The organism is Paenibacillus sp. J22R232, assembly GCF_056269165.1.
The window spans coordinates 76805-100169 of record NZ_JBWDNK010000012.1; the positions used below are offsets into that span (position 1 = coordinate 76805).

Annotated in this window: 25 protein-coding genes; 20 read left to right on the plus strand and 5 right to left on the minus strand. The window is 47.1% G+C overall.

The window, feature by feature from the left end; translation table 11 throughout:
* Nucleotide 1 precedes the first annotated feature (1 nt).
* From AC0YN3_RS25680 to AC0YN3_RS25705, 6 genes are all read left to right on the plus strand, one after another.
* Entirely contained in the window at nucleotides 2–598 is a 597-nt protein-coding gene (locus AC0YN3_RS25680) for a CDP-alcohol phosphatidyltransferase family protein (protein WP_475777767.1), read from the plus strand.
* Between the two features lie 41 nt (nucleotides 599–639).
* Nucleotides 640–852 (plus strand): DUF6366 family protein, encoded by a 213-nt coding sequence (locus tag AC0YN3_RS25685; protein ID WP_475777768.1) that lies wholly within the window; start codon nucleotides 640–642, stop codon nucleotides 850–852.
* Between the two features lie 163 nt (nucleotides 853–1015).
* Complete coding sequence (locus tag AC0YN3_RS25690) at nucleotides 1016–2506, plus strand: spore germination protein (RefSeq protein ID WP_475777769.1); 1491 nt, start codon at nucleotides 1016–1018, stop codon at nucleotides 2504–2506.
* Between the two features lie 17 nt (nucleotides 2507–2523).
* A complete protein-coding gene (locus tag AC0YN3_RS25695) occupies nucleotides 2524–3630 on the plus strand; it encodes a GerAB/ArcD/ProY family transporter (RefSeq protein ID WP_475777770.1) in 1107 nt (368 codons plus the stop codon).
* A complete protein-coding gene (locus AC0YN3_RS25700; protein ID WP_475777771.1) occupies nucleotides 3627–4775 on the plus strand; it encodes a Ger(x)C family spore germination protein in 1149 nt (382 codons plus the stop codon). The genes AC0YN3_RS25695 and AC0YN3_RS25700 overlap by 4 nt, the downstream gene beginning before the upstream one ends.
* A gap of 256 nt (nucleotides 4776–5031) precedes the next feature.
* On the plus strand, nucleotides 5032–5319 hold the full coding sequence (locus AC0YN3_RS25705; RefSeq protein ID WP_475777772.1) for a hypothetical protein: 288 nt from the start codon (nucleotides 5032–5034) through the stop codon (nucleotides 5317–5319).
* A 113-nt stretch (nucleotides 5320–5432) separates the two neighbouring features.
* Here the strand turns inward: AC0YN3_RS25705 and AC0YN3_RS25710 are convergent, their stop codons facing one another.
* Nucleotides 5433–6719, minus strand: a complete 1287-nt coding sequence (locus tag AC0YN3_RS25710; RefSeq protein WP_475777773.1) for a galactokinase — start codon at nucleotides 6717–6719, stop codon at nucleotides 5433–5435.
* A gap of 143 nt (nucleotides 6720–6862) precedes the next feature.
* Between AC0YN3_RS25710 and AC0YN3_RS25715 the strand changes: the two genes are divergently transcribed.
* The gene (locus tag AC0YN3_RS25715) at nucleotides 6863–7291 is read left to right on the plus strand and encodes an SRPBCC family protein (protein WP_475777774.1); all 429 of its coding nucleotides are present in this window, start codon (nucleotides 6863–6865) and stop codon (nucleotides 7289–7291) included.
* A gap of 101 nt (nucleotides 7292–7392) precedes the next feature.
* Here AC0YN3_RS25715 and AC0YN3_RS25720 read toward each other — a convergent pair whose 3' ends face one another.
* Nucleotides 7393–7632: a hypothetical protein gene (locus tag AC0YN3_RS25720; RefSeq protein ID WP_475777775.1), complete on the minus strand. Its 240-nt coding sequence runs from the start codon at nucleotides 7630–7632 to the stop codon at nucleotides 7393–7395.
* Nucleotides 7633–8108: 476 nt separating this feature from the next.
* Here AC0YN3_RS25720 and AC0YN3_RS25725 point away from each other — a divergent pair, with 476 nt between their 5' ends.
* The 5 genes from AC0YN3_RS25725 to AC0YN3_RS25745 all read left to right on the plus strand — a co-directional run bounded on the left by AC0YN3_RS25725 (nucleotide 8109) and on the right by AC0YN3_RS25745 (nucleotide 11690).
* Nucleotides 8109–8969, plus strand: coding sequence for a protein phosphatase 2C domain-containing protein (locus AC0YN3_RS25725; protein WP_475777776.1), 861 nt, complete (start codon nucleotides 8109–8111; stop codon nucleotides 8967–8969).
* Nucleotides 8970–9104: 135 nt separating this feature from the next.
* Entirely contained in the window at nucleotides 9105–9842 is a 738-nt protein-coding gene (locus tag AC0YN3_RS25730; protein ID WP_475777777.1) for a phytanoyl-CoA dioxygenase family protein, read from the plus strand.
* Nucleotides 9843–9940: 98 nt separating this feature from the next.
* Complete coding sequence (locus AC0YN3_RS25735) at nucleotides 9941–10789, plus strand: helix-turn-helix transcriptional regulator (RefSeq protein WP_475777778.1); 849 nt, start codon at nucleotides 9941–9943, stop codon at nucleotides 10787–10789.
* 275 nt (nucleotides 10790–11064) lie between these two features.
* Complete coding sequence (locus AC0YN3_RS25740) at nucleotides 11065–11415, plus strand: MmcQ/YjbR family DNA-binding protein (protein WP_475777779.1); 351 nt, start codon at nucleotides 11065–11067, stop codon at nucleotides 11413–11415.
* A gap of 35 nt (nucleotides 11416–11450) precedes the next feature.
* Nucleotides 11451–11690, plus strand: coding sequence for a hypothetical protein (locus AC0YN3_RS25745; protein ID WP_475777780.1), 240 nt, complete (start codon nucleotides 11451–11453; stop codon nucleotides 11688–11690).
* Between the two features lie 240 nt (nucleotides 11691–11930).
* On the opposite strand, the gene AC0YN3_RS25750 is transcribed toward AC0YN3_RS25745, so the two are convergent.
* From AC0YN3_RS25750 to AC0YN3_RS25760, 3 genes are all read right to left on the minus strand, one after another.
* Entirely contained in the window at nucleotides 11931–12335 is a 405-nt protein-coding gene (locus tag AC0YN3_RS25750) for a CBS domain-containing protein (RefSeq protein ID WP_475777781.1), read from the minus strand.
* 447 nt (nucleotides 12336–12782) lie between these two features.
* Complete coding sequence (locus tag AC0YN3_RS25755) at nucleotides 12783–14105, minus strand: glutamate-1-semialdehyde 2,1-aminomutase (RefSeq protein ID WP_475777782.1); 1323 nt, start codon at nucleotides 14103–14105, stop codon at nucleotides 12783–12785.
* Between the two features lie 87 nt (nucleotides 14106–14192).
* Nucleotides 14193–15257 carry an LCP family protein gene (locus AC0YN3_RS25760; RefSeq protein ID WP_475777783.1) on the minus strand — a complete coding sequence of 355 codons (1065 nt, stop codon included), beginning with the start codon at nucleotides 15255–15257 and terminating at the stop codon, nucleotides 14193–14195.
* Nucleotides 15258–15631: 374 nt separating this feature from the next.
* Here AC0YN3_RS25760 and AC0YN3_RS25765 point away from each other — a divergent pair, with 374 nt between their 5' ends.
* From AC0YN3_RS25765 to AC0YN3_RS25800, 8 genes are all read left to right on the plus strand, one after another.
* Complete coding sequence (locus AC0YN3_RS25765) at nucleotides 15632–16651, plus strand: ABC transporter ATP-binding protein (RefSeq protein WP_475777784.1); 1020 nt, start codon at nucleotides 15632–15634, stop codon at nucleotides 16649–16651.
* A 2-nt stretch (nucleotides 16652–16653) separates the two neighbouring features.
* Nucleotides 16654–17448, plus strand: coding sequence for an ABC transporter permease (locus AC0YN3_RS25770; protein WP_475777785.1), 795 nt, complete (start codon nucleotides 16654–16656; stop codon nucleotides 17446–17448).
* A 5-nt stretch (nucleotides 17449–17453) separates the two neighbouring features.
* Nucleotides 17454–18245: an ABC transporter permease gene (locus tag AC0YN3_RS25775; protein ID WP_475777786.1), complete on the plus strand. Its 792-nt coding sequence runs from the start codon at nucleotides 17454–17456 to the stop codon at nucleotides 18243–18245.
* Between the two features lie 60 nt (nucleotides 18246–18305).
* Nucleotides 18306–18791, plus strand: coding sequence for a thioredoxin-dependent thiol peroxidase (gene bcp / locus AC0YN3_RS25780; RefSeq protein WP_475777787.1), 486 nt, complete (start codon nucleotides 18306–18308; stop codon nucleotides 18789–18791).
* Between the two features lie 439 nt (nucleotides 18792–19230).
* Nucleotides 19231–20232 carry a methionine ABC transporter ATP-binding protein gene (locus tag AC0YN3_RS25785; protein ID WP_475777856.1) on the plus strand — a complete coding sequence of 334 codons (1002 nt, stop codon included), beginning with the start codon at nucleotides 19231–19233 and terminating at the stop codon, nucleotides 20230–20232.
* The gene (locus AC0YN3_RS25790) at nucleotides 20229–20891 is read left to right on the plus strand and encodes a methionine ABC transporter permease (RefSeq protein WP_475777788.1); all 663 of its coding nucleotides are present in this window, start codon (nucleotides 20229–20231) and stop codon (nucleotides 20889–20891) included. The genes AC0YN3_RS25785 and AC0YN3_RS25790 overlap by 4 nt, the downstream gene beginning before the upstream one ends.
* 53 nt (nucleotides 20892–20944) lie before the next feature.
* The gene (locus AC0YN3_RS25795; protein ID WP_475777789.1) at nucleotides 20945–21781 is read left to right on the plus strand and encodes a MetQ/NlpA family ABC transporter substrate-binding protein; all 837 of its coding nucleotides are present in this window, start codon (nucleotides 20945–20947) and stop codon (nucleotides 21779–21781) included.
* Between the two features lie 263 nt (nucleotides 21782–22044).
* Entirely contained in the window at nucleotides 22045–23337 is a 1293-nt protein-coding gene (locus tag AC0YN3_RS25800; RefSeq protein WP_475777790.1) for a polysaccharide deacetylase family protein, read from the plus strand.
* Nucleotides 23338–23365 lie beyond the last annotated feature (28 nt).

Genomic DNA, 23365 nt, shown 5'->3' on the forward strand with positions numbered 1-23365 from the left:
AGTGCTGGATTCTTATGCGCGTCACACTGTCCAGCCGGCAATTGAAAAAGGAGCAAACATACTGCGTTCTGCCGGTTTATCCGCGAATGCGGTCACTTGGGCCGCGATGTGGTTAGGCGTAGGAAGCGGGGTTCTATTTTATTTGAATTTCCCCGAAGTGGCGGTTGTGGTTCTTTGGATATCCGGTTATTTTGATGCTGTGGACGGTACTCTTGCCAGAATGACCAAGCCGTCGAAATGGGGAAATATTCTGGATATCACGTTTGACCGGGTAGTCGAAGGAACTTCAATCCTTGCGATTTTGCTCGTCCATCCGGAGGATTATTTTCCGATTGCGCTCACTTTGACAGCCATCCTTATCAATATTACGTTGTTTCTGGTCACAGGCAATGTCATTGCAAACTCAGGAGCAAAAGGATTCCATTATAATCCGGGAATTTTGGAGCGAACGGAAGCGTTTATGTTTTTTTCATTGATGATGCTGCTTCCGAACGTGGTCCGGGAGCTGGCGTGGCTATTTGTGATCCTTCTCCTTTTTACGGCAATAAAGCATCTTCGCGATGTGTACGTATGGCTTCGAGAGCATGCTGTTGGTTAAAAAAATGAGAAATCAAACCGCTTCATTCAGGAGGTGGTTAAATGGATTCTCGGAATGAAACGCCTGAAGAACGAAGAGAGCGTTTAAGGCAGGAAGAACTAAGAAACAACCCATTTGGTGTGTTTAGTGATGGCGTTAATTATGCTGAATGTGGAGTTCTATCCGCTTTATTTAGTGGTTTGGGATGGAAAGGGATTAGCATTATCGTTTCGATAACGGTTATTGGGTGTATCATTTACGTCTTAATAAATTAAATGGATGAATTAAGAAATGCAGCCTCAAAGTTGGGGCTGCATTTTTAGTTTCGCTCAAAAGATTGTGCAAGGCTTTTTACATAAATTAGAAGCGGAATGAACATAACTATAATCAATGTTGCCGTCGTTTATCGCAGAATAAATAAAGGAGGCCGTGTCGTCGATGCCTTTTCATAGAGATCATAAGAGGTGTTTAACGGATTATATAAAAGATACATTTTGCGACGATGCTGATTTCGTTTCAAGAACGATACCGGTTTTGAACGGGAAAGCGGATTTAAATGTTTTTTACATACAAAATCTAATTGAAAGTGAAATGATTAATAAATATGTCATTGAAAGACTACAGGACGTAAATGCGGAGGAAAGTGACCTAACATCAACCGAGTTGATGGACGTTGTTAAATCAAAAGTCATCTCGGTAGCAAAACGCTATAGCTCGGACGAAAAAGATCACATTGTACAAGCAATCCTTACAGGTCATGTTGCTTTAACGAGTAGCGATACGGATTGTGCGTTAGTTGTACCATTGCTAAAGCGCGAAGTAGGCGAAAAATCAGAAACAGAGCCTACCATACAGAGTGGCAATGAAGCGTTTACAACCGATATCAACAAAAATTTCAACCTGCTAAGAATGAGATTGCCTTCCCCTAATTTAATGTTTAAGCAGATGGAGTTAGGAAGGACATCCCATACGAAAGTAAGAATCGTGTGGCTAAAAAACGTAGCTAAACCCGAAATTATCGATGAAATTTGCAGTAGATTAGAGCGGATCGACATCGATGTCGTCCATTCGCTATCAGTATTAACGGAACTAACCGAAGATAATCCTTTATCGATTTGGCCCCAATATAAGTTGACCGAACGAGTGGATGTAACCGTCTCTAATATGGCTGAGGGACGCGTAGCTATACTATGCGATAGCTTCTCCTTTGTAATCGTCGTACCATTATTGGTTTTGCAAGAATTTCAGACACCCGACGATTATACGCAAAAATGGATATTCAGTTCGATTATGAGAGTAACGCGAATTTTCGCTTTTTTCCTATCTTCGACATTGTCTTCTCTGTATGTATCGTTTGTCGCCTATAATCATTCCATTATGCCTCCGTCATTAGCCATCCGGATATCTTCGGGAAGAAGCGAGGTCCCTTTCCCGTCCGTCATTGAGGTGCTGCTCATGACCTTCATGATTGATGTGCTTAAAGAAGCAGGAATAAGGCTGCCCAAAGGCTTGGGGCAAAGCATCGGTTTCCTAGGTGCCGTCGTTATCGGCCAGTCGGCCGTAGAAGCGGGTTATGTCAGCCCCGTTGTGATCATCATTGTTGCGATTTCGGCAATTTCGAGCTTTGCGCTTCCGTCGATAAACCTCACAAATATGTCGAGAGTGACCAATTACGTCTTAATCCTTTTAGCAACGGTTTTAGGGCTTTTTGGCGTTATTATCGGCATTCTATTTTTGCAGTGGAGATTGGTTACCCTGCGTTCTTTCGGCGTTCCCATTTCCTATCCTTTGGATGGCGGAAAAATTAGTCTGTTGAAGGACATGCTGATCAGGGCTCCTGTATGGAAATTGAGAACCCGTCCCAAATTATTGTCCCGAAACGAAACGTCGATGGGGGATCGTGCCAAAAAGCCAGATCCTAAAAAATAAAGGGGGAAATATGGGAAATGTTGCAAAAGCAAAAGATTTCGAGTCTACAGGCTATATTTCTCACCTTTGCAAGCGCGTATGGCGGCGTTTTTTTTTATCATTCCTATATTACCAGCTTGGCAGGGAGAAGCGCGTGGATCGCGGAATTTTTAAGCGGGTTTATCGATATTGGCTTTGCCCTATGGGTGTTGAGCGTTGCAAAGAAATACCCGGGAAAAAACATATTCCAAATCGTTGAGATGTTTGGCGGAAAATGGCTCAGCACGATTTTCGTTATCTTTTTTGTAGGATTAAACATCGTCCTTTCATCTTTGCTGTTAATGATGTGCGGAGGATTGGTGAAGACCCTTGTTTTGCACAATACCCCGATGTGGGTACCGATGTTTCTGATGATTTTCCTATCATTTTTAATCGCAGGCAGCGGCATTGAAAATTTAGCCAGATTAAGCGTAACGTTGGAGATTGTTTTGTTCGGACTTATGTTTATCCCTGTTCTCCTAATCGGCGTAATCACCCAATTCGATGCTTCAAACATCTTCCCTATGTGGGACAGCGCCGTTCCATCCTTTCTAAAGGCCGTATTATTGGCAGGAGGGGGGCATTCTGAAGTGATTTTATTCCTGTTCATTATGGTTGAGTCTTTGTATAGGCCCGGAAAGCAATATTCCTCTCTCACTGCAGGATTACTGGTGTCTGTTGTATTCATGCCGGGGATGGCATCTTTGTTATTCTCGGCTGCCATTTCACCGGAAGAGGCTTCCAGAATAGCTTTTGCAGGCGTAAATATAGCTTTTTCGATAACAATCGGGAAATTCATTCAAGGGTTAGAAATTTTCATATTTATTCCTTATGTAATCATTACTATATTGAAGCTATCCGGAAACTTCTACAGCAGCTGGGTAGCTTCAGAAACCATGAACAAAAGGAGTTCCAAGGTTCTTATCATCATCATTGCGATTGCTACATTCATCATTAGTTTGAATCTACGCTCATTTAACCAAGCATTCTACTATTACATGCTGGTCATTCAATATTGTACCTATCCATTCTACATCGTTGTCCTGTGCACGGTTTCCATTCTGATCGCTGCAAAAGGGAAAAAGGCGGTATCGAGAATAACATGAACGATTCCAAATGGATACGACTCATTCTAAGTATGGTCATTTTGGCTGCATGCACCGGATGCTGGGATTACATGGAGTATGAAAATATGGCTTTAGTTCGTGCAATCGGTATCGATATAGACAAAAAGGGTAAGGTTCTTTTGACTTACGAGATCATTAATACCCGGAATCAAGAAAAGGGAGGAAACTCCAATGAGGTCATTCAAGGAACAGGGAAAACGTTGCCGGAAGCCTTCGATAACATCCAAACCATCGTGCCGGGAGAACTGTTTCTAGGCTATGTTACCACAGTCATTATCAGCGAAGACGCGGCAAAACAACAGCTGAAAAATATTATGGATATCTTTTTTATTACCCCAAGCATAAGAGAGTCCGTATTTTTGGTCATAACAAAGGAAAACCCGGAGCATATTTTGAATATGCCGGTCGAGAAAACGGGGCTGTTAGTAGGGGAAGCGTTAGTGGATTTTTTCAAGTCTACAACTCGTGTAGGCGTTTCATTTCCGGTAAGGTTAAGAGAGTTCAACAAGATGCTGATGTCTGAAGGGGTGGAGCCAGTTGCCCCATTGGTCAAGCTTAATGGAGACGGAAAGATCAGCGTGTCGGATATCGTCGTTTTTAAAGGCTTCAAGTTGTCAGGCGTACTTGATGGGATGGAAAGCAAAGGATTGGGACGAATTGCAAATCAAAATATACAAGAATTATCGCCAGTGTCCATAACGGCACCTGACTCGGGAGCTTCCGTATCGGCCGTATTCAGACTGCAAGATAATAAAACGGATATAAAAATTAAAGCGGGCCAAACGGTACCAGAAGTATTCATTTCGACGAAAGCGTCGGCTACGATGGTCCAATTCAACGGCAATATCGGAGCCATCACACAGGAGATTCTTCGCGAGTGTGAAAAGGGCCTGGAAGGCAATGTGAAAAAAGAACTTGAAGCCGCCATAACAAAAGCACAAAAAGAGTTTAAATCTGATTTTTTGGGAATAGGATCTTATTTTTATCAGCAGCATCGGAAAGAATGGAAAGTGAACTTCAAGCCGAAATGGGATGAAGTTTTCCCGAAGGTGCCTATACATGTTAACGTAAAAATAAAAATACTTAATTCAGGAACCAAATTAATTCCGCTAATCGAACAATAATGGATTGGGAATGTGGAGCTATACCAATATAACGGAGATTCCCGCATGTATTTTCATCAAATTGTACCTGCATCTCTTGCCGAATAGTAAAATGGAAAGATCGGATGATCATGTCGTTCGCTCCATACGCGCGCTGTGTCTACATTCATGTCCCAAGGAATGAATTCTTTAGGAATGTTACCTATACCCAAAAACGGTTTACTACTATAAGAGAAACGACCTAAACTTTAAAAACTTGATGTACTAAGGAGGAAATATGAAGCTGCTGGCCTATTTTACCCGCGCGTTATTAGTGATTGCAACGCTCGGTGCGCTACTGTTGCTCGCTCTTTCTTTTCTATTTAACGATACCGGTGAGCCAGCTATTAAGCTGCTTGCCATTTGGGGAGGATATCCGCTTATCGGACTCATTCTTATTATTGTGAACGAAATGTTGCTACGAAAGGCGCTTGCGATACGTTCGTTTCGTAAGGCTTACGGTATTTTTTGGGCATGCGTCGGGGGAGTGGGGGTGTGCATTTGGGCGATAATCGCCTTTTTCTAGTGGAATCACGACAACATTCGGCCATTGCATACTCCCCTTACGACAGACAGGTGAACGATAAATAGCCTGTTAGTATAAGGGGAGCATGCATTCAACGATTAAGCCAACCGAACCTACATGGTTGAATTCAAGCAGACCGCTCCGATTTCGCGCACTCGGATCGTAAACAGCTCCGTGCCGGTCGTACGTCCGATTAATTCCCGGTATTCCGTTACAGCCGCATGTGGCAGAACGGCGAGAATGACGCCGGCGAAGCCGCCGCCGTGTACCCTGCAGGCACCGTCGCCCAACCGGTCGATGAAACGTTCGGTAATGGCGAGAGTAAGCGCAATCCCCTGTTCACGGGGCACAGATTCTTGGTAAATGTTCTGCAGCCATTTCCACGAGGAATTGCCTGAAGCGGTAATATACTTCAGCACGTTCTGCCACTCTCCCTCTTTAATTGCCTCTACCTGCCGCCCAACGCGTTTATTTTCATCCAGGAAATGCAGCGCTCGCAGCACCGCTCGGTCTCCGACCGTTTCGCGGAGCTCCCCAAGCCGGCCGTAGAGCATCTCTGCCGTCAAATCGCGACATACCTCTACGCCGAAGGCTTGCGCCACCGCGCGCATCTCGTTCGGAATTGAAGCATAATCCTCCGTGAGGTCAGCATGGTTGCCGCCGGTGCTAACGATGACAAGGCTGTAACCCGCTGCTTCAAATGTTCCTGGAATACGCTCGATCCGCGGCTCTGCCGGCTCCTTAAAGTCGATTGCAATCATACCGCCGTGCGAGCAAGCCATCTGGTCAAGCATCCCTGACGGCTTGTTCCAATATAGATTTTCGGCATGCTTGCCGATGCGCGACATCATGACCGCGTCCATCTTTCCGCCGTTAAACAAAGTACTTAGAATCTGACAGATCAGAACTTCGAAAGATGCGGAGGAGCTAAGTCCTGATGCCGGAAGCACGTTACTGCTGACGTAGGCGTTGAATCCACCGATACGGTATCCGTGATGCTGAAACCCGTGTGCAATACCGCGGATCAAAGCAGCCGTCCCGCTTTCGCCTGCCTGCGGTTCCAGATTATCTAGATTGATGACCGACATGCCTGGATACCCTTCGGAAATGACAGAAATAACGCCGCTGTCAACGGCTGCAGCCGCCGCAATTGTATCTAACTGAATACTAGCCGCCAGCACCTTTCCGTTGTTATGGTCCGTATGATTGCCGCCTATCTCTGTGCGACCAGGCGCACTGAAGTATTGAATAGACGCTGTCTTCCCATATTGCCCGCTGTATCCTTCCATACAACTCCTGTACCTGTCGATCTGTCGCTCTCGTTCTTCGCTACCGTACATCTGCTCCAGCAGCTGTTGTGCCTGAGCCGAATTAAAAAACTGCTCGAATTGATCACTCATCTTGAATGTTCCTCCTAGTTCTAACGGTTTGAATACTCGTTATCATGTCCATTGTACAGAATGGCAGCGTTTACGGGTAGGATATGATAGGATATTTTATGAATGACATCAATTAAATCCTAATAAAAAGGGGAATGAGCGATATGGCAAATATTGAGCACTTACAGAATGTGAATGTTCCAGCTTCAATGGTATATGAAGTATTGACCACTGCAAAAGGCCTCTCAGCAATATGGACAAATGAATTAATCGTGAATGATCAGATCGGTTTTATAAATGAGTTCAGATTTGGCGGCAAAGGCTTAACGAAGATGCGGATTGATGAGCTTGTTACTGATAAAAAGATTTTGTGGCATTGCGTTGATTCCGATCCTGAATGGATAGGTACGACTATTTCTTTTGATCTGGAGGAGAAAAATGGGAAAACTTCAATCATTCTTCGTCAGATGAATTGGAAGGAAGTGAGCACGTTTTATCGCGTTTGTAATTATAACTGGGCTATTTTTTTGTATAGCCTTAAGCAGTATTGCGAAGAAGGCAAAGGTCTTCCGTATCATAAACGGAAGTTTTAGCACCATTGCAGTTGCGTACGAAGGGGGCATTCAGGAAATGCGCCATAATGATCTGCCTCGTTGACGTGCATGAACACGGATTTGCCAGCCTAGCTTGAGGATTATCCTACGCCATCACTTTCTAACAAGGAATAAAAATTATCGCGATCCTCGTCATCGAATGTGCCAAGCGTCCGCACCCTAACAATTTCATGTCCGCCATGCATGTCTATTTCTTCACCGTACCTATTGTATAGCGCGATCATATCCCCATCCTGATTCAATTCCATATACCCGTAACATGCTGCTTCAGGCACTTTGCTGTAAAGGAGCAAAAATCTGATTTTGTCCACGCGGTTCATAAAGCTTCTCCCTTTCTGTCTTTCGTAATGAACTTGTTGCTTGCTATCCATTGTTGCAAATCGGTTTTCTCCCTATCGGCCTGTTGAATATTTTACGTTAAACCATCTGAATAGGGAAAAGCGGTATCGCTCTCCATACACTTATATTCATTCATATTTGGAAAGCAAAAGGGGGCTCCCCGGCTATGTCGCACAATAGCACATTATCTCTTGACGGCATGAGGTTTGGGGAGTATGATAACGTGCCAGTAAAATCTACATGGTTAACTCGTGGAAAATCAACCTCAAAAATAGTGAAGGGGCAGATTAACCGGATGAAACTAGGCAATATAATGGGTTTCGTCCATGTATGATCAATCTACTTCAGGAGAATAGGCTGCGTTCGTTGATCCGTTTGGTAACGTGCATGAAATCGTTGAACCGCTCGATTGATAGTGGCATACATTGCGTATTCTTTGGAGAACGGAGTGGGAAATTTGATCATTAATTATGAGATGGCAACCTATAAAGGTGTTGGGTTACTAAATGAGGATGCCGTTATTGCTCTTCCCGAAACGAATTTGTATGGCGTTCTAGATGGAGTATCCTCATTGGTACCCTATATAAATTCAAAAAAGGAAACGGGCGGTTTTATTGCGGCGAATTTGATAAAGGACTACTTCGAATCGATTGCTGGACTTGGAAGCCTAAAGGATCGCATGGCTGAAGTTAATGATCTTCTTAGGGAACAAATGGTGCAAGCAAATATTGATTTGGAAAAAAAAGAAGAACTATGGGGATCGGCAGTGTCAATTGTACAGGTACAGGATGATGCCGTGGAGTTCATACAGACGGGCGATTGCATGATTCTAGCTGTGTATGATAATGAAGAGGTTCGCCCTTTAACCTGGAGACAAGTTTCGCACTTAGAAGCACCGGCTATCGCTAAATGGCAGGAAGGAATAACGAAAGGGTTGAGAAGCCAGAAAGAGCTTCATGAAACCGTATTTGAAATAATAAGAAAGAACCGATATCAGTCTAATACCGATGGCGGTTACGGCGTCCTAAACGGAGAAAAGAATGCGGTCCGTTTCTTCGAGTATGGCAAAATTAATCTGACATGCCTAAAACATATTATTTTATTGACGGATGGGATGTTTTTGCCAATGAATATCGTGCCCGAACAGAGCTCATATTGGAGCTTTGTTGCTCACAGAATATTGGATAGGGGTATCGAATGTTATACGCAAGAGTTAATAGAGCTTGAAGAAAGCGACTCCGAGTGTATGGAGCATATCCGCTTCAAGAAATCGGATGACAAAACCGCAATTGTAATGAGCTTTCAAAGTGCGGAGTAAATTTGTTATTCTAGCGAGGAACGATAGATAGTGCCGAAGATATGCATACTTTTGCGGATAGAATGAGAAGTAAATATATGTCTCCCCCATTATGATGAGAACAAGGAAAGACTACATTAATTGGGGGGAATAATAATGGCGTATACGACACTATCCGAGAAAGAGATTCAATTTTATAATCAAAATGGGTATGCTCTCCATAAGAAACAGCTATTCAGTCAAGCGAAAATGAAAGAGCTGTCCGACATATTCGATGAGCAATGGGAGACGGTTGGCAGAAAGCTCAATAGCGAGCTGGATACTCCGCATTTCCGTGACGATAGGCTGCTAAAATTTCTGTTAAGCGATGAGGTGCTCGATTTGGTTGAGCCGCTAATCGGGCCAAACATTGGCTTATGGTCGAGTCATTTCATATGCAAGGAGCCGCTGATCGGCAAGCAAACGCCATGGCATGAGGATTCCTCTTATTGGAACGGCCGTCTTAGTAGTTTTGAGAAAATCGTAACGGTATGGTTGGCAATCGACCGCAGCACGAAGGAAAACGGCTGCATGCGCGTTATTCCCGGTACGCATACAGGCGGATTTTCCGAATATGAAGAGGTTGACGGAAACCAAAACATTTTCAGTACCGAAATTAAAAAAGTAGATAATGAAAAAGCCGTTTATTTCGAATTAGAGCCAGGCGAATGCTCGGTGCACGATTCCCGCATCATTCATGGGGCAGCCGCCAATACGAGCGAGTTTCGTCGGTGCGGATATACGATGCGTTATTTCTCAACGGAAGCCAAGGTATATGAGGAGAAAAACAAAAATCATAAAATTTGGCTGGCAAGAGGCAAGGATCTGGCAGGCAATCCATTCATAAATGTATAATGATGCGGGAAATCAATCAATGGATGATATGCTGTATTTTTGATTAAGCTGCGCAGTAGTTCAATGTTAAGCCTTAATAAGCATGAAGGGGGACGAAGGTGGATAACAAAAAAACGCCAGAGAGACTGCTTAGCAAAAACTTTTTATCTTTGTCTTCCCCCTTCCGTATCTATAAGCATGTGATCGAGCACAACATTGATTCGCATTGGCATGAGTTTTTTGAGATGGGCTTTATCGTATCCGGCAGAGGTACCCATATTCTTAACGGCGAGTCATTTCCTTTGGAAAGAGGAATGGCTTTTCTTCTTACAACCGCCGATTTCCATGAAATTATACCGGATGAAGGCGAAGCGATACGTTTGTACGATTTTATATTTGAGGATTCATTTATTCGTCCTGCTTTAGCAGAAATGCTCTTTGAAGAAGCATCTCATTATGCATTTACTTTCGAAAGCGCACAAGCTGGCATGATCGAAGCTGAGTTTGATCGCATTTGGGACGAATCGCTGCTCTGGCAGCTAGGCAGCGACATGATTGTTCAAGGCAGCTTTGAGCGGATACTAATAGAGCTGTTTAGGTTAACGAGTCGAAAAAATACGACAGCGGAAAACGTTGCTGTTCACGCCATCCATCCTTCTATAAGGAAATCGGTTATCTACATTCAGCATCATTTTCGTGAGCAGATTACTCTCCACAAAGTGGCAGCCCATGTCGGGCTCTCGGCAAATTATTTCAGCGAGTGCTTTCGGAAGCAAACCGGAACTTCATTCCAAGAACATCTTCAAGAGAAAAGGCTACAATTCGCAAAAGCGCTGCTATGCAGCACATCTTTGCCAATAACGGAAATCTGTTACGCCGCAGGCTTTAATACGATGCCGAATTTCGAGAGATTTTTTAAGCGATTGTTTGGACTAACGCCGCGCGATTATCGGAAAAGCAATAAATGAAAACCTTCTATTCACTTTTCAAAGTGTATGAAAGGTTTTTTTGTACCTTACCGGGTCATTCCGGAACTTATCCGTGACTTGTTAATAGCTAAGCCGGATATATTGGAAAATGCCATCGGGATGGAGCCATGTGCGGTCAACTACATTTCTAAGCGAGTTGACGTGAAAATATCTTGCAGGATTATTAATCTAATTAAAGAATACTTTTACTAGATAGAATGTCAAACAAGCCATAAAGAATTTGGAGTCATAGGCGAAGGCGAGGTACTGGTTGGATGAATCATATCATTGCATACTGTTTGAACAAAAAGGGAGCGACGAAGGATTATCCCTTTGGACCTGATCCATTGGTGATCAAAATTGCAGGGAAGATGTTCGCGCTTATTTTTGAGCACAAAGGGGATCATTCTTACATAAACCTAAAATGCGACCCTATCATAGCGGCAAATTTGAGAGAGCAGCATAATAACGTTAGACCAGGCTACCATATGAACAAAAAGCACTGGAATACGATTACAATGGATGGCACCTTACCAGAGTCGGATCTTTTTGCAATGATTGATCACTCTTATGATATGGTGGTCAAAAATCTTCCCAAGAGCCTCCGAGAAGCCGTAACGGAATAGAACCTGTACGTACACAATATTAAGGAGGAGCAAGGATGAACTTGACGCTACAGCAGCAATCCGTATTATCGGTATTAACCGCAGAATGGCAGACGCCGGTGCAGCTTACTGAGCAGCTTCCACAAGCGCCTTACAATCCATTAGATGTTAACCGGTTGCTCAAAGACCTTTTGCGCGAAGGTTTGGCGCAGGCCAATCCAGTCGTTCTCGGTCTGTATCGGTTAACAGCACTTGGAACAACCATTAAGAAGGCGGAATGGAGTGAAAACGAGTAGAGTGGATCTCAAGCAATCGAAAGACTAGCCCCCAAAAAACGGGAGTAATGGTATGAGACCTGTCTTAACAAGCATGGGAAACGAGGAACGAGAACGTAATAAACAGCAAGTACATAGAAAAAGGCTGCCGGCAAATGATAGGCTCCCCTCCTAGCAACAGGTTTTGTTATTTCACCTGTCTACTATTTGGGGAGCCTATCAATACGGCAGCCTTTGTGATTTCCAAGACGTATCTATCAACTAGTCAGCAATATTTCGGGTATAGTATTCGATGATGTCTTTGCGCCGAATAATACCGAGGAAGACACGATCGGCGTCTACGACCGGAACGAAGTTCTGATCGGCCGCCAGTGCCAGCATATCGTCCAAATCGGCATTAATTTCCACGCATTCGACCTTCATTCGTTTCTTAATGGAGATGACAGGAATGTCATGCATATTATCGAAGGTGAGGCCAGGCGTGGCTTTCAGTTTCCATAACAAATCTCCCTCGGATAGCGTTCCGTAATATAAGCCATTGTTATCTAAAATTGGAATAGCTGTATAGTGGCTCGCCTCCAATTTATCTAGCGCTTCTTTCATAGTAGAGGATGTTATGAGGTAAGCGACCTCATCCTTGGGATATAGAAACGATTGGATGTCCATTGAATCACGCTCCTTGGGTATATTAAAACATGTTTTGTCGCGGGACGCATGTGGAAGTGACTGGGCATGCGTAACCGGACAGCACAGAAATGGCAAAATGTAAGAAGAGGAGAGCTCTTGGAATGAAAATGAGCAGACATAATGCGGAACATTATATCTGGGATGACCAGAGGTTGTCCTAGGTAAACAAGAAGGAGTAGAAATAGCCCCTCTCGTCCCTCATCAAATGTTCAATAAGTTAGGCGAAGAGATTGAATTTCTTATGATTTCTCAACCTAACAGCAAAGGCGATAGAGTTTTGGTTGATTAAGGCTCTATGCTAAAAGATATCGTCAGCCTAACTAAACAGCGGCAGTTAATGACATTAACAGAAAGCCAATGGCTGCCGCTGCATCTATGGAGAAGCTTTAACGATTATAAAAAAATGTGGACGAATGAGCCGGATTGTTAGTTATTCGAAGCTAGTTGCGCAAATGCGTGCTGAATTGCGGCAATCGTCTCATCAATATCGGCTTCCGTATGCGCGGTTGTGAAGAACCAAGCCTCGTATTTGGATGGTGCGAGATTGATGCCTTGGTCCAGCATGAGCTTGAAGAACCGTCCGAACAATTCGCCGTCCGTATCCTGTGCTTCATCGTAATTCGTAATCGGATGATTGCAGAAATGGGCGGAGAAGGACCCGCGGATCTGATTAATGGTAAGCGGAATGCCATACTGCTTCGCTGCGGCATGAAGACCTGTTGCAAGCTTCGTAGCGAGCGCGTTCATTCGGTCGTAGATACCAGGCTCCTGCAGCAGCTCGAGGCAAGCGATGCCAGCCGAGATGGAAGCGGGATTCCCTGCCATCGTGCCAGCTTGATAAGCAGGACCGAGCGGTGCGACCTGCTCCATAATTTCCCTGCGTCCGCCGTAAGCGCCGATCGGCAAGCCTCCGCCAATGATTTTGCCAAGCGCAGTCAAGTCCGGCTCGATGGCTTGGTGATCCGGGAAGGCGACATACGTTTGCGCTGCGCCGTAATGGAAACGGAAAGCGCTGATGACCTCATCATAGATGACAAGCGCTCCAGCCTCCCTCGTCAGCTTGCAAAGGCCTTCTAGGAAGCCGTCATGCGGCATGACCATGCCGAAGTTGCCGACTATCGGTTCTACCATGACAGCGGCTGTCTCATCGCCCCAGCGCTCAAGAGCTTCCTTCAGCGCGGGCAGGTCGTTAAACGGCACCGTGATCACTTCGCTAGCAATACTGGAAGGGACGCCGGCACTGTCGGGAATGCCAAGAGTAGACGGGCCGGAGCCGGCAGCGACGAGCACGAGATCGGAATGGCCATGGTAACAGCCGGCAAATTTAATGATTTTGGATTTTTTCGTATATGCGCGTGCCACGCGGATGGTTGTCATGACTGCTTCCGTGCCTGAATTAACGAATCGGACCTTGTCGAGTGAAGGAATGGCTTCCTTCAGCATGCGCGCGAGCTTGATTTCGAGCTCGGTAGGGGTACCGTACAGAATACCGTTCTGTGCCGCGCGCACGATTGCTTCCGTAATGTGGGGGTGGGCATGTCCGGTAATAATCGGGCCGTAAGCCGCTAAGTAATCAATGTAGCGGTTGTCATCGACATCCCAGAAATAAGCGCCTTCGCCGCGCTTCATAAATACGGGGGCTCCGCCGCCTACCGCTTTGTACGATCGGGATGGGCTATTTACGCCGCCGACGATATGCTGCAGCGCTTCTTCATAGAGCTTCTCGGAATTCGGTCGTTTCGTGGTCATGGCAATCAGCCTCCAATTTAAGTAATAAATATACGATGAGGAAACAAAATACACGCAACCTGCTGTCGCCGTTGCGTGTACGTATGGTTATTGCGATTGATTCGTTTCTGCCGCTCCATCTGTAGGCGATGCAGAGTCGGTAGGAGTAGGGACGGTATCGTCTTGCTCCAGCGTCATTTGCACGTAAGAGCGAAGCTCTTCTTCGTCACTGATTCCAATGACGGATGCGCCGCCAACGCGGTCTTCTGCAATCAGCTCCATTGGCGGGATCTGCGTTGTGCTGGCAACATGGCTTTTGACGCCTAGCTGACCGAGCTTCAGCATATCCATTACGCTAATGTTCATGCTGACGTAAGGCTGTACGCTCTCCAGAATTTTTTTCATGCGAACGATGTTCCAGGTCGACTGAAGCTCCTTCGATACGGCTTGAAGGAAGTTTCTTTGACGTTCGGTGCGCGTGAAGTCGCTCATGGCATCGTGACGGAAACGAACGTATTGCAGCGCCTTGTCGCCGTCAAGCAGCTGGTAGCCTTTTTTGAGATCGATATCGTACCGGTTGCCATCCGCGTTGTCGGTGTAATGCATATCCTTCTCAACGTCGAAGTAGATGCCGCCGATCGTATCTATCAATTGCTTAAACCCTTCGAAGTCGGTATAAACATAATATTGAATTTCCAGTCCAAGAAGATCGCCGACCGTCTTCATGGCTAGCGGGTATTTGCCAAGTGCCAGCGCGGTATTAATGCGGCCTTTACCGTGACCTTCTATATCCACGTACGTATCGCGAAGCACGGAGAAGAGATGCGCTTTCTTGGTAACGGGATCAAACGAAGCGACTAATATGGAATCTGAACGGGCCACTTGACCTTCTTCAACCCCGCGTGCGTCACCGCCTAGCAGCAAGATGTTGACGCGCTCCTTGCCTTCCCATTCCGGAACCGGTACCGGCGTAGCCTCTGCTTCCTCTGAAGGTGCTTTTGTTTCTTTTGGTTCGCTAAATTCATTCCATGCGCCAACTATGCCTACGGTCCAGTAAATAAGAAACGCTGCTGCGGCAGCTAGTATGACGGAAAGGCTGATGTAAAACCATTTCCATTTCTTTTTTTTGCTCTTATTTTTTTCTTTAGGCACTTCGTTTGTCTCGTTAGACATTTCGCTAGACGTGCTCCTTTCAGATGGGGCGGGATCAGTGTAAGCCAAAGTGGGTAAATTTCAATGTAAGCATGCGCTAAGACGGCATAGCGAATGGTCCGCTTCCAAGTGATAAGGTCAGCGGAGCTTGTTACGCCGGAAATATTAAGAACGGATAAGCGATAAGCTCATCATTGCTTAAATTTTATCAGCGAACGAATGCTAAAGTGTAATGGGCAGCTTCAGCCGTTTACGCTAGGCGTGAACTAATGTATGATTACATATCATAAAATTATAAAGCTGAACGACATGCATAAGCAAGTTTTATCGTTTTAGGTAAATAAAGATCGGTATTTCCTAGGAAATGTCGAAGCGAGAGGAGCAATAAGATCCATATGCTAGCCATTGATGTAAAGGATTTACGCAAGCAATTTAGCGTTCAGAAAAATCGGGAAGGCTTATCCGGCGCGCTCAAGGACTTGTTCAAACGCGAGTACAATGAGGTCACGGCGGTTAAAGATATTTCTTTTCAAATACCTCAAGGCGAAATTTGCGGTTATATCGGAGAGAATGGCGCAGGCAAGTCGACTACGATCAAAATGCTTACGGGCATTCTGGTACCGACATCCGGCGAGCTTAAGGTAAACGGTTATGTGCCGTTCAAGGACCGCGAGAAGTTCGTTAACGGCATCGGAGTCGTATTCGGCCAGCGTTCCCAGCTATGGTGGGACATTGGCGTAATTGAGTCCTTCCAGCTGCTGCGCAAGGTGTACCGGGTATCGGAAGCGGATTTCCGCAAGCGGCTGAACGAGCTGGTGGAACGGCTGCAGCTTGGCGACTTGCTCAACCGGCCTGTACGGAAGCTAAGCCTCGGCCAGCGGATGCGCTGCGAGCTTGTTGCATCGCTGCTTCATAACCCGTCCATACTGTTTCTCGACGAACCGACCATTGGCCTGGATATTGTCGTAAAGACGGAAATCCGCGATTTCTTGATGCAGATGAACAGGGAGCAGGGCACGACGATTTTGCTGACCACTCATGATTTGCAGGACATTGAAGCGCTGTGCTCACGGGTGATCATGCTGGACGATGGACGCATCATTTATGATGGGGGATTGGACGATCTGAAAAACCGTTGGAGCAAAGGCCGTGAAATTCAGTTCCAATTCGCAGGCCATACGAAGCTAGCCAAGCTGCGGCAGCTAACGGAGTCGCTTGATGTGACATGGTCGATGGAGAATGAGCTTACGGCCAAAATGTGGCTTCCCCACGCCGTTAACGTGTCCGATGCCCTTGCTTGTGTCGTTGGCGGTGTAGAAATACGCGACATAAAAATCATCGAAACGAATACGGACGATATCGTGCGAAGCATCTACTCCTCCGGCTCAGCGTCAACCGCCAAGGAGACGGTTTAGTCATGATGAGCGCGTATATTGATTTTATTCGGATTCGGTTCATTATGATGCTGGCTTACCGCGTTAATTATTATAGCGGCATCATTATTTATGCCATTAACATAGGGGCCTATTACTTTCTATGGCAGGCGATCTATGGGGACAAGGAGTCTCTTGCCGGTTTTACCGTTACGCAGATGACGACCTATGTCGCTGTGTCATGGATGGCACGGGCCTTTTACTTCAACAATTTGGACCGCGAGATCGCCAATGAAATCAGGGACGGCAGCGTTGCGGTTCAGCTTATTAGACCTTATTCCTATTTGTTCGTAAAAATGATGCAGGGCTTCGGCGAAGGGTTGTTCCGCATGCTGCTGTTCATGATTCCGGGGATGATTATCGTATGCTTAATCTTCCCAGTCACGCTGCCGACAGATCCCATGACATGGCTCATCTACTTGGTCATGCTTTTCTTCAGCTTTCTAATTAACTCGCAGATCAATATATTAACGGGCCTGTTTGCCTTTTTTGTGGAAAACAATGAGGGCATGATGCGGATGAAGCGGGTTATGGTCGACTTGTTCTCCGGCGTTGTCGTGCCGATTGCCTTCTTCCCTGGCTGGCTGTCAGCCGTCATGCAGTGGCTTCCGTTCCAAGCGATCACTTATTTGCCCAGCTCCGTCTTCACGGGACGAACGCCTAGCAGCGAGGTGCTGCACGTGTTTGGCATTCAAGTGCTCTGGTTCGTAGGCTTGCTGATTCCAATTTGGCTGACATGGCGGGCTGCCCGCAGACGGCTGTTCGTGCAAGGGGGGTAACAGAGATGAGATATGCTTCGTTGTTTTGGGAATATATTAAAAATTACGCTAAAACGCGGCTGACCTACCGGGCCGACTTCTGGATTGAGGTACTATCCGATTTATTGTTCCAAGGGATGAATCTCATCTTTATTCTGATTGTGTTCCAGCACACGCCGTCGCTCGGCGGCTGGTCGGAGGCGGAGGTCGTATTCGTATACGGATTCTTTATGATCCCGTATGGCGTGTTCAGCACGTTCTTCAGCATTTGGAATTTCAGCGAGCGTTATATCGTAAAAGGCGAGATGGACCGCGTGCTCACAAGGCCGGCGCATAGCCTGTATCAGGTGCTGCTCGAAAACGTTGATCCGCCGTCCTTGATCGGCTCCTTCGTCGGCGCCGTCATTATGGTGCTCTGCTGGTTTCAGCTTGATCTTCCATTCCAGATGCTTGACTTGCTTGTCATGCTGCTGCTCATCTTGGGAGCGGTGCTTATCTATGCAGGGCTATATACGGCGCTTAGCGCGATTTCGTTCTATTCGGATGCGCCGACGGGAATCGTTCCGCTTATGTACAACATTCAGAACTATGGGCGTTACCCGGTAAATATTTATAACAAAATGATCCGGTTCGTATTAACCTGGCTGCTGCCGTTCGCCTTCGTTGGCGTTATTCCAGCGTCCTATTTCCTTGAGAAAAAAGCAGATGACTTGTCTCAGCTTGCTTTGTTGACGCCTGTTATGGGCATTATCGTTTTCTCGCTTGGTCTTTTTCTATGGAATCACGGCGTGAAACGCTATCGTGGAGCGGGATCTTAGTTGCGGCCTTGCCCGCCGGGTTAGTTTAGACGGAAATGAATGCTTTATGGAGGGTTAGCAATGACAGAGCTTCAAATGGGAGAGCCGGCGCCGAATTTCGAATTGCCTGCGTCGAGCGGAGAGAATGTTTCATTAAGCGATTACCGCGGAAAAAACGTCGTCCTTTATTTCTACCCGAAGGACATGACTACCGCGTGCATTCAGGAATCCTGCGACTTCCGCGATGCAAACGCAGAGATGCTGCAGCGCAACACGGTCATTTTGGGAATCAGCATCGATACGGTCAAATCGCATCAAAACTTTATTGCGAAGAAGGAGCTGCCCTTCCTGCTGCTGGCCGACACCGAGCACGCAGTATGCGAGCTTTATGGCGTATGGCAGTTGAAAAAGCTGTACGGCAGGGAGTATATGGGGCTCGTGCGATCAACCTTCCTCATTGATGCAAACGGCAGGCTGGTCCGCGAATGGCGTAAAATAAGGGTCAAAGGGCATGCCCTGCAGGTGCTTGAAGCGGTCGAAGCGCTTTATGAAGCGGCCAGCGGTTAAACGGCGGCAATCCAAGCATAATAGTGAAAAGCGTACTCGGCCGATGGCTGGGTACGCTTTTTGCTTTCTGCTTATTTAACGTATAGGAAAGGATATGGGGTTGCTCATCCTTTCTCTATACGTTTCGCCGAAACGATGGCGTCTTGTTGTAAGGACGCCGTCAAGCGTTTCTTCTTAAAATATAGGAAAGTATATCCTTAGGCTATACATTCTCTATATTTCTGCGCGAAACGTAAGCTTAGCCGCCAGAGGACGGCTTCAGCCGTTTACGCTTGGCAATCGAGTATTAAATTGGGCTTTGGTAACAATAAAGAGATCCTTTGCATGGCCAATGCCGCATGTTGGCTGGGAATAGGGGAACTGGAATATTTTATTCGTTGACGGGATGCTGTCACATTTATACAATATGTTTTTGCTTGACGGATAGGGGGTTATGAGACTGATACAGCTTAACGGCATAAAAAAATCGTACCGTGCAGGGGGTACCCAGGTTGAGGCTGTCAAGGACGTAAGTTTGACGGTGCAGAAAGGTGAAATATTCGGGATTATCGGCCATTCCGGTGCCGGCAAAAGCACGCTGCTGCGCTGCGTCAACCTATTGGAGAAGCCGACGGCAGGTACGGTTCACGTAGGAAACGTAGAGCTTACGCGGTTAACGGAGAGGCAGCTCCAGCAGGAGCGCAGGCGCATCGGGATGATTTTTCAGCATTTTAACCTGTTGTCCATGTCAACCGTAAGAGAAAACATCGCTTTTCCGCTCGCTTTGGCCAAACAATCAAAGGCGGAGCTGAATAAACGGGTCGATGAGCTGCTTAAGCTCGTGCAATTAGAGGGGCATGCTGACAAATATCCTTCGCAGCTGTCAGGCGGGCAGAAGCAGCGCGTTGGCATTGCAAGAGCGCTTGCAAATAACCCCGATGTGCTGCTATGCGACGAGGCGACTTCGGCGCTTGATCCCCAAACGACGAATTCTATTTTGTCGCTGCTGCTCGATATCAATGCCAAGCTCGGAATTACGATCCTGCTGATCACGCATGAAATGAATGTGATTCGTGCGATCTGCGATCGCGTAGCCGTTATCGACCAAGGTGAGATCGTAGAGATCGGTGACGTGCTGCAGGTTTTCTTAAAGCCCGAGCATCCGGTCACTCGCGAATTTGTCGATCAAATAGCTGAAAACAGCGCTGCCGGACAGCTGCTGCAGCACCGAAAGGGCCGTTTGCTGCGAATGACCTACATCGGCAGCTTGACGTATGAACCGATTCTATACAATGCAGTGAAGACGACGTCCGTGCAATTCGCGATTCTGCAAGGGACGGTATCCCGCATGAAGCAGACGCCTTACGGCCAGCTTATCGTAGAGCTGATAGGTGACGATGCGGATATCGAACAGGTCATCGCTGTTCTGCGCAAGGATGGACTGGAGGTAGACGCCATATGATGAGCTTCGAGAATGTCCGCTTGCCGGAAATTTGGGACGCGACGAAGGATACGCTCTATATGCTGTTCGCCTCGCTCGCATTTACGATTATTTTCGGACTGCTGTTTGGCATTATTTTGTTCTTAACGTCACGCAGGCAGTTGCTTTCCCAGCCAATCGTTTACGGCGCGCTTTCTTTCATCGTAAACGTATTGCGCTCTGTTCCATTCGTGATTCTTATGATTATGATTATGCCCCTAACCAAGCTGATTACGGGAACTACGCTGGGCGTTGAGGGCTCTATACCGCCGCTTGTCGTAGCAGCAACGCCTTTTTTCGCGAGGCTGGTGGAAACATCGCTGCGCGAGGTGGACCGGGGGGTAATCGAAGCAGCCCAAGCTATGGGGGCATCCAAATGGGATATTGTGCGCCGTGTGCTGCTGCGCGAGTCGAGTCCGAGCTTGCTCGCGGCGGTAACGATTACAGCCGTTACGCTCGTATCCTATACGGCAATGTCGGGCGTCATTGGCGGCGGAGGGCTAGGAGACTTGGCGCTCCGCTACGGCTACCAGCGCTTTCAAACCGATGTGATGCTCGTCACCGTCGTGCTGCTTATCGTGCTCGTGCAGGTGCTGCAGACGATTGGAGACGCACTCGTCAGACGCTACAGCAGGAAATAAAGAGGATTACATTCGCGCAACCTAGATGAACCAACAACATGGGAGGAATCAACATGAAGAAGACAAGCTATATGATATTGACGCTGATGCTAATGTTCGCGCTAACGGCTTGCGGAGCGGACAAAACAGAGGAGAACAACGCAAACGGTTCGGGAACGGGAGCATCTGAGACGGTTAAGCTAAAGGTAGGGGCATCTCCCGTACCGCATGCGGCGCTGTTGGAGCTGGTGAAGCCGATGCTCAAGGAGCAGGGCATTGAGCTTGAAATCATTGAGTTCAACGACTACGTGCAGCCAAACACGCAGTTATATGAGAAACAGATCGATGCTAACTTTTTTCAGCATACGCCTTACTTAGAACAGTTCAACAAAGACAAAGGGTACGACCTTGTCAACGTTGCAGGTGTGCATATCGAGCCTTTTGGCGCTTACTCCAAAAAAGTTCAAAAGACCGAGGAGCTTAAGGATGGGGCACAGGTTGTTATCCCGAACGACCCGTCCAATGGCGGGCGCGCGCTTGCGTTAATGGCGGATAACGGCTTGATCAAGCTGAAGGATGGCGTAGGCGTAAACGGTACGGTCGCTGATATTACGGATAATCCGAAGAAGCTTGAAATTAGAGAAGTGGAAGCCGCAACGTTGCCGCGCGTGCTTGACGAGGTTGATCTCGCGCTCATCAACACGAACTACGCGCTGGAAGCGGATCTTGTCCCGACAGAGGATGCCTTGTTTATCGAAGGCAAGGATTCGCCTTACGTCAACATTCTCGTCTCCCGGCCGGACAATAAGGATTCGGACGCGATCCAGAAGCTGGCTGCTGCGCTGCGTTCGCCGGAAGTGAAGAAATATATCGAGGACACGTATAAAGGCGCGATAGTCGCGGCTTTTTAATCGAATGCGAATAGGAAATCGTCTCTGCCCTTCGGGTGGAGGCGGTTTTTTTTTTGAACTGTAACCAAATATTCAATGTACGGCCTCGTGCTTCATTCTAAAAAAACCAGTCACGGCGAGCATTTGCCATGACTGGTTTTTTGCTGCCGGCAGATCCCCAATGAATGTGAGAAGAAGCAGTCATTTACGGCGGCAATGGCTCATATACTCTATCAAATGGAATGAGAGATTCCGGTCATAGGTAGAGAAGGGTGGCAGAGGGCATGCGTCGTGTGTTGCGGATTTCAATTTGTGCTTGGATGGTTTGGTTTGTCTTGCTTGGCTTTGAAGGGGGAGCCGCATTCAAGGACAATGCGGCAAGCGAGTCTGAGCCATTGCCTGCGATCGCGGCGGGAAACGTCTCCTATCATGAACCAAAGCCGCTCCTGGCAGCCCATGCGGCATATGCCGCGAAGAAGCAGCTTATCCAAGAGAAGCCTGCGGCTCCAGCCGCCGCTGCCAAGGCAGAAGAGAATCAGAAAATCGTATATTTGACTTTCGATGACGGTCCTAGCAAAAATACAGGGCTTGTGCTGGATATTTTGAAGCGTGAAGGGATTTCGGCTACTTTTTTTGTGCTTGGCGAGCATGTGCTGAAGCAGCCCTTGCTAGCTAAAAGAATCATAGAAGAAGGCCATTCGATCGGCAATCATACGTTTAATCATAAATACGAGCAGTTATACGGCAGCTTCTCCGCGTTTGCCGGGCAGGTGATGAAAACCGATGATGCGATCTACCAAACCACCGGCGTCAGAACGCCGCTGCTTCGCGCACCGGGCGGGACGTTCACGAACTTTGATCAAGGCTACTTCGATGGGCTGGCGGCAGCCGGCTACCGGGTTCATGATTGGAACGTGGACAGCGGGGATTCGAAGAAGCAGAACGTTCCTGCTTCGGATATTTTGACGACGATTAAAGGCTCGAAGCTGGCAAGCAAGCTAAATGTGCTGCTTCACGACAGCGCCGGGCATGCAGAGTCGGTTAAGGCTTTGCCAGCCATTATTCACTATTACAAGAGCAAGGGTTACGCGTTCGCCTCTATCACGGACAAAGTCGAGCCCATTCAATTCAAGGTAGCAAGCAAGCTCAAATGGAATAGGAAGCCGGTCACGCATACGGAGGTGGCGAAGCTCGTAACGTATGCGGAGCAGCTTGACAGAAAGGGCAACAAGGCACAAGCGAAGCCCGAGGTGCAGAAGCTTACTATACACCGCGGAGAGGGGAGTCTCGTGCTCGAAGCGGGCGAATACCGCCTGATTGGAGGAACGATAGAGGTGTCGCTGCGAAAGCTGGCGGAATGGCTCGGGGGCAGCTTGGAGCTGGATCCGGAGCAAGGGCAGCTGGTTGTTGCATACGAGGGCAATCCGGTGCTTAAGCTAAAAAGCAAGGAAACAAAAGCCTCTGACATTGGAGCGAATCTGATTGTCCCTGTTAGGGCAACGCTCCAGACATTCGGGATCGGAATCGCGAAGTATGTATATAACGACAACCAGCGTGAAATATGGGTGACGGATTAACAGAATCGCCCTCTAGCAGGTCTAAAGA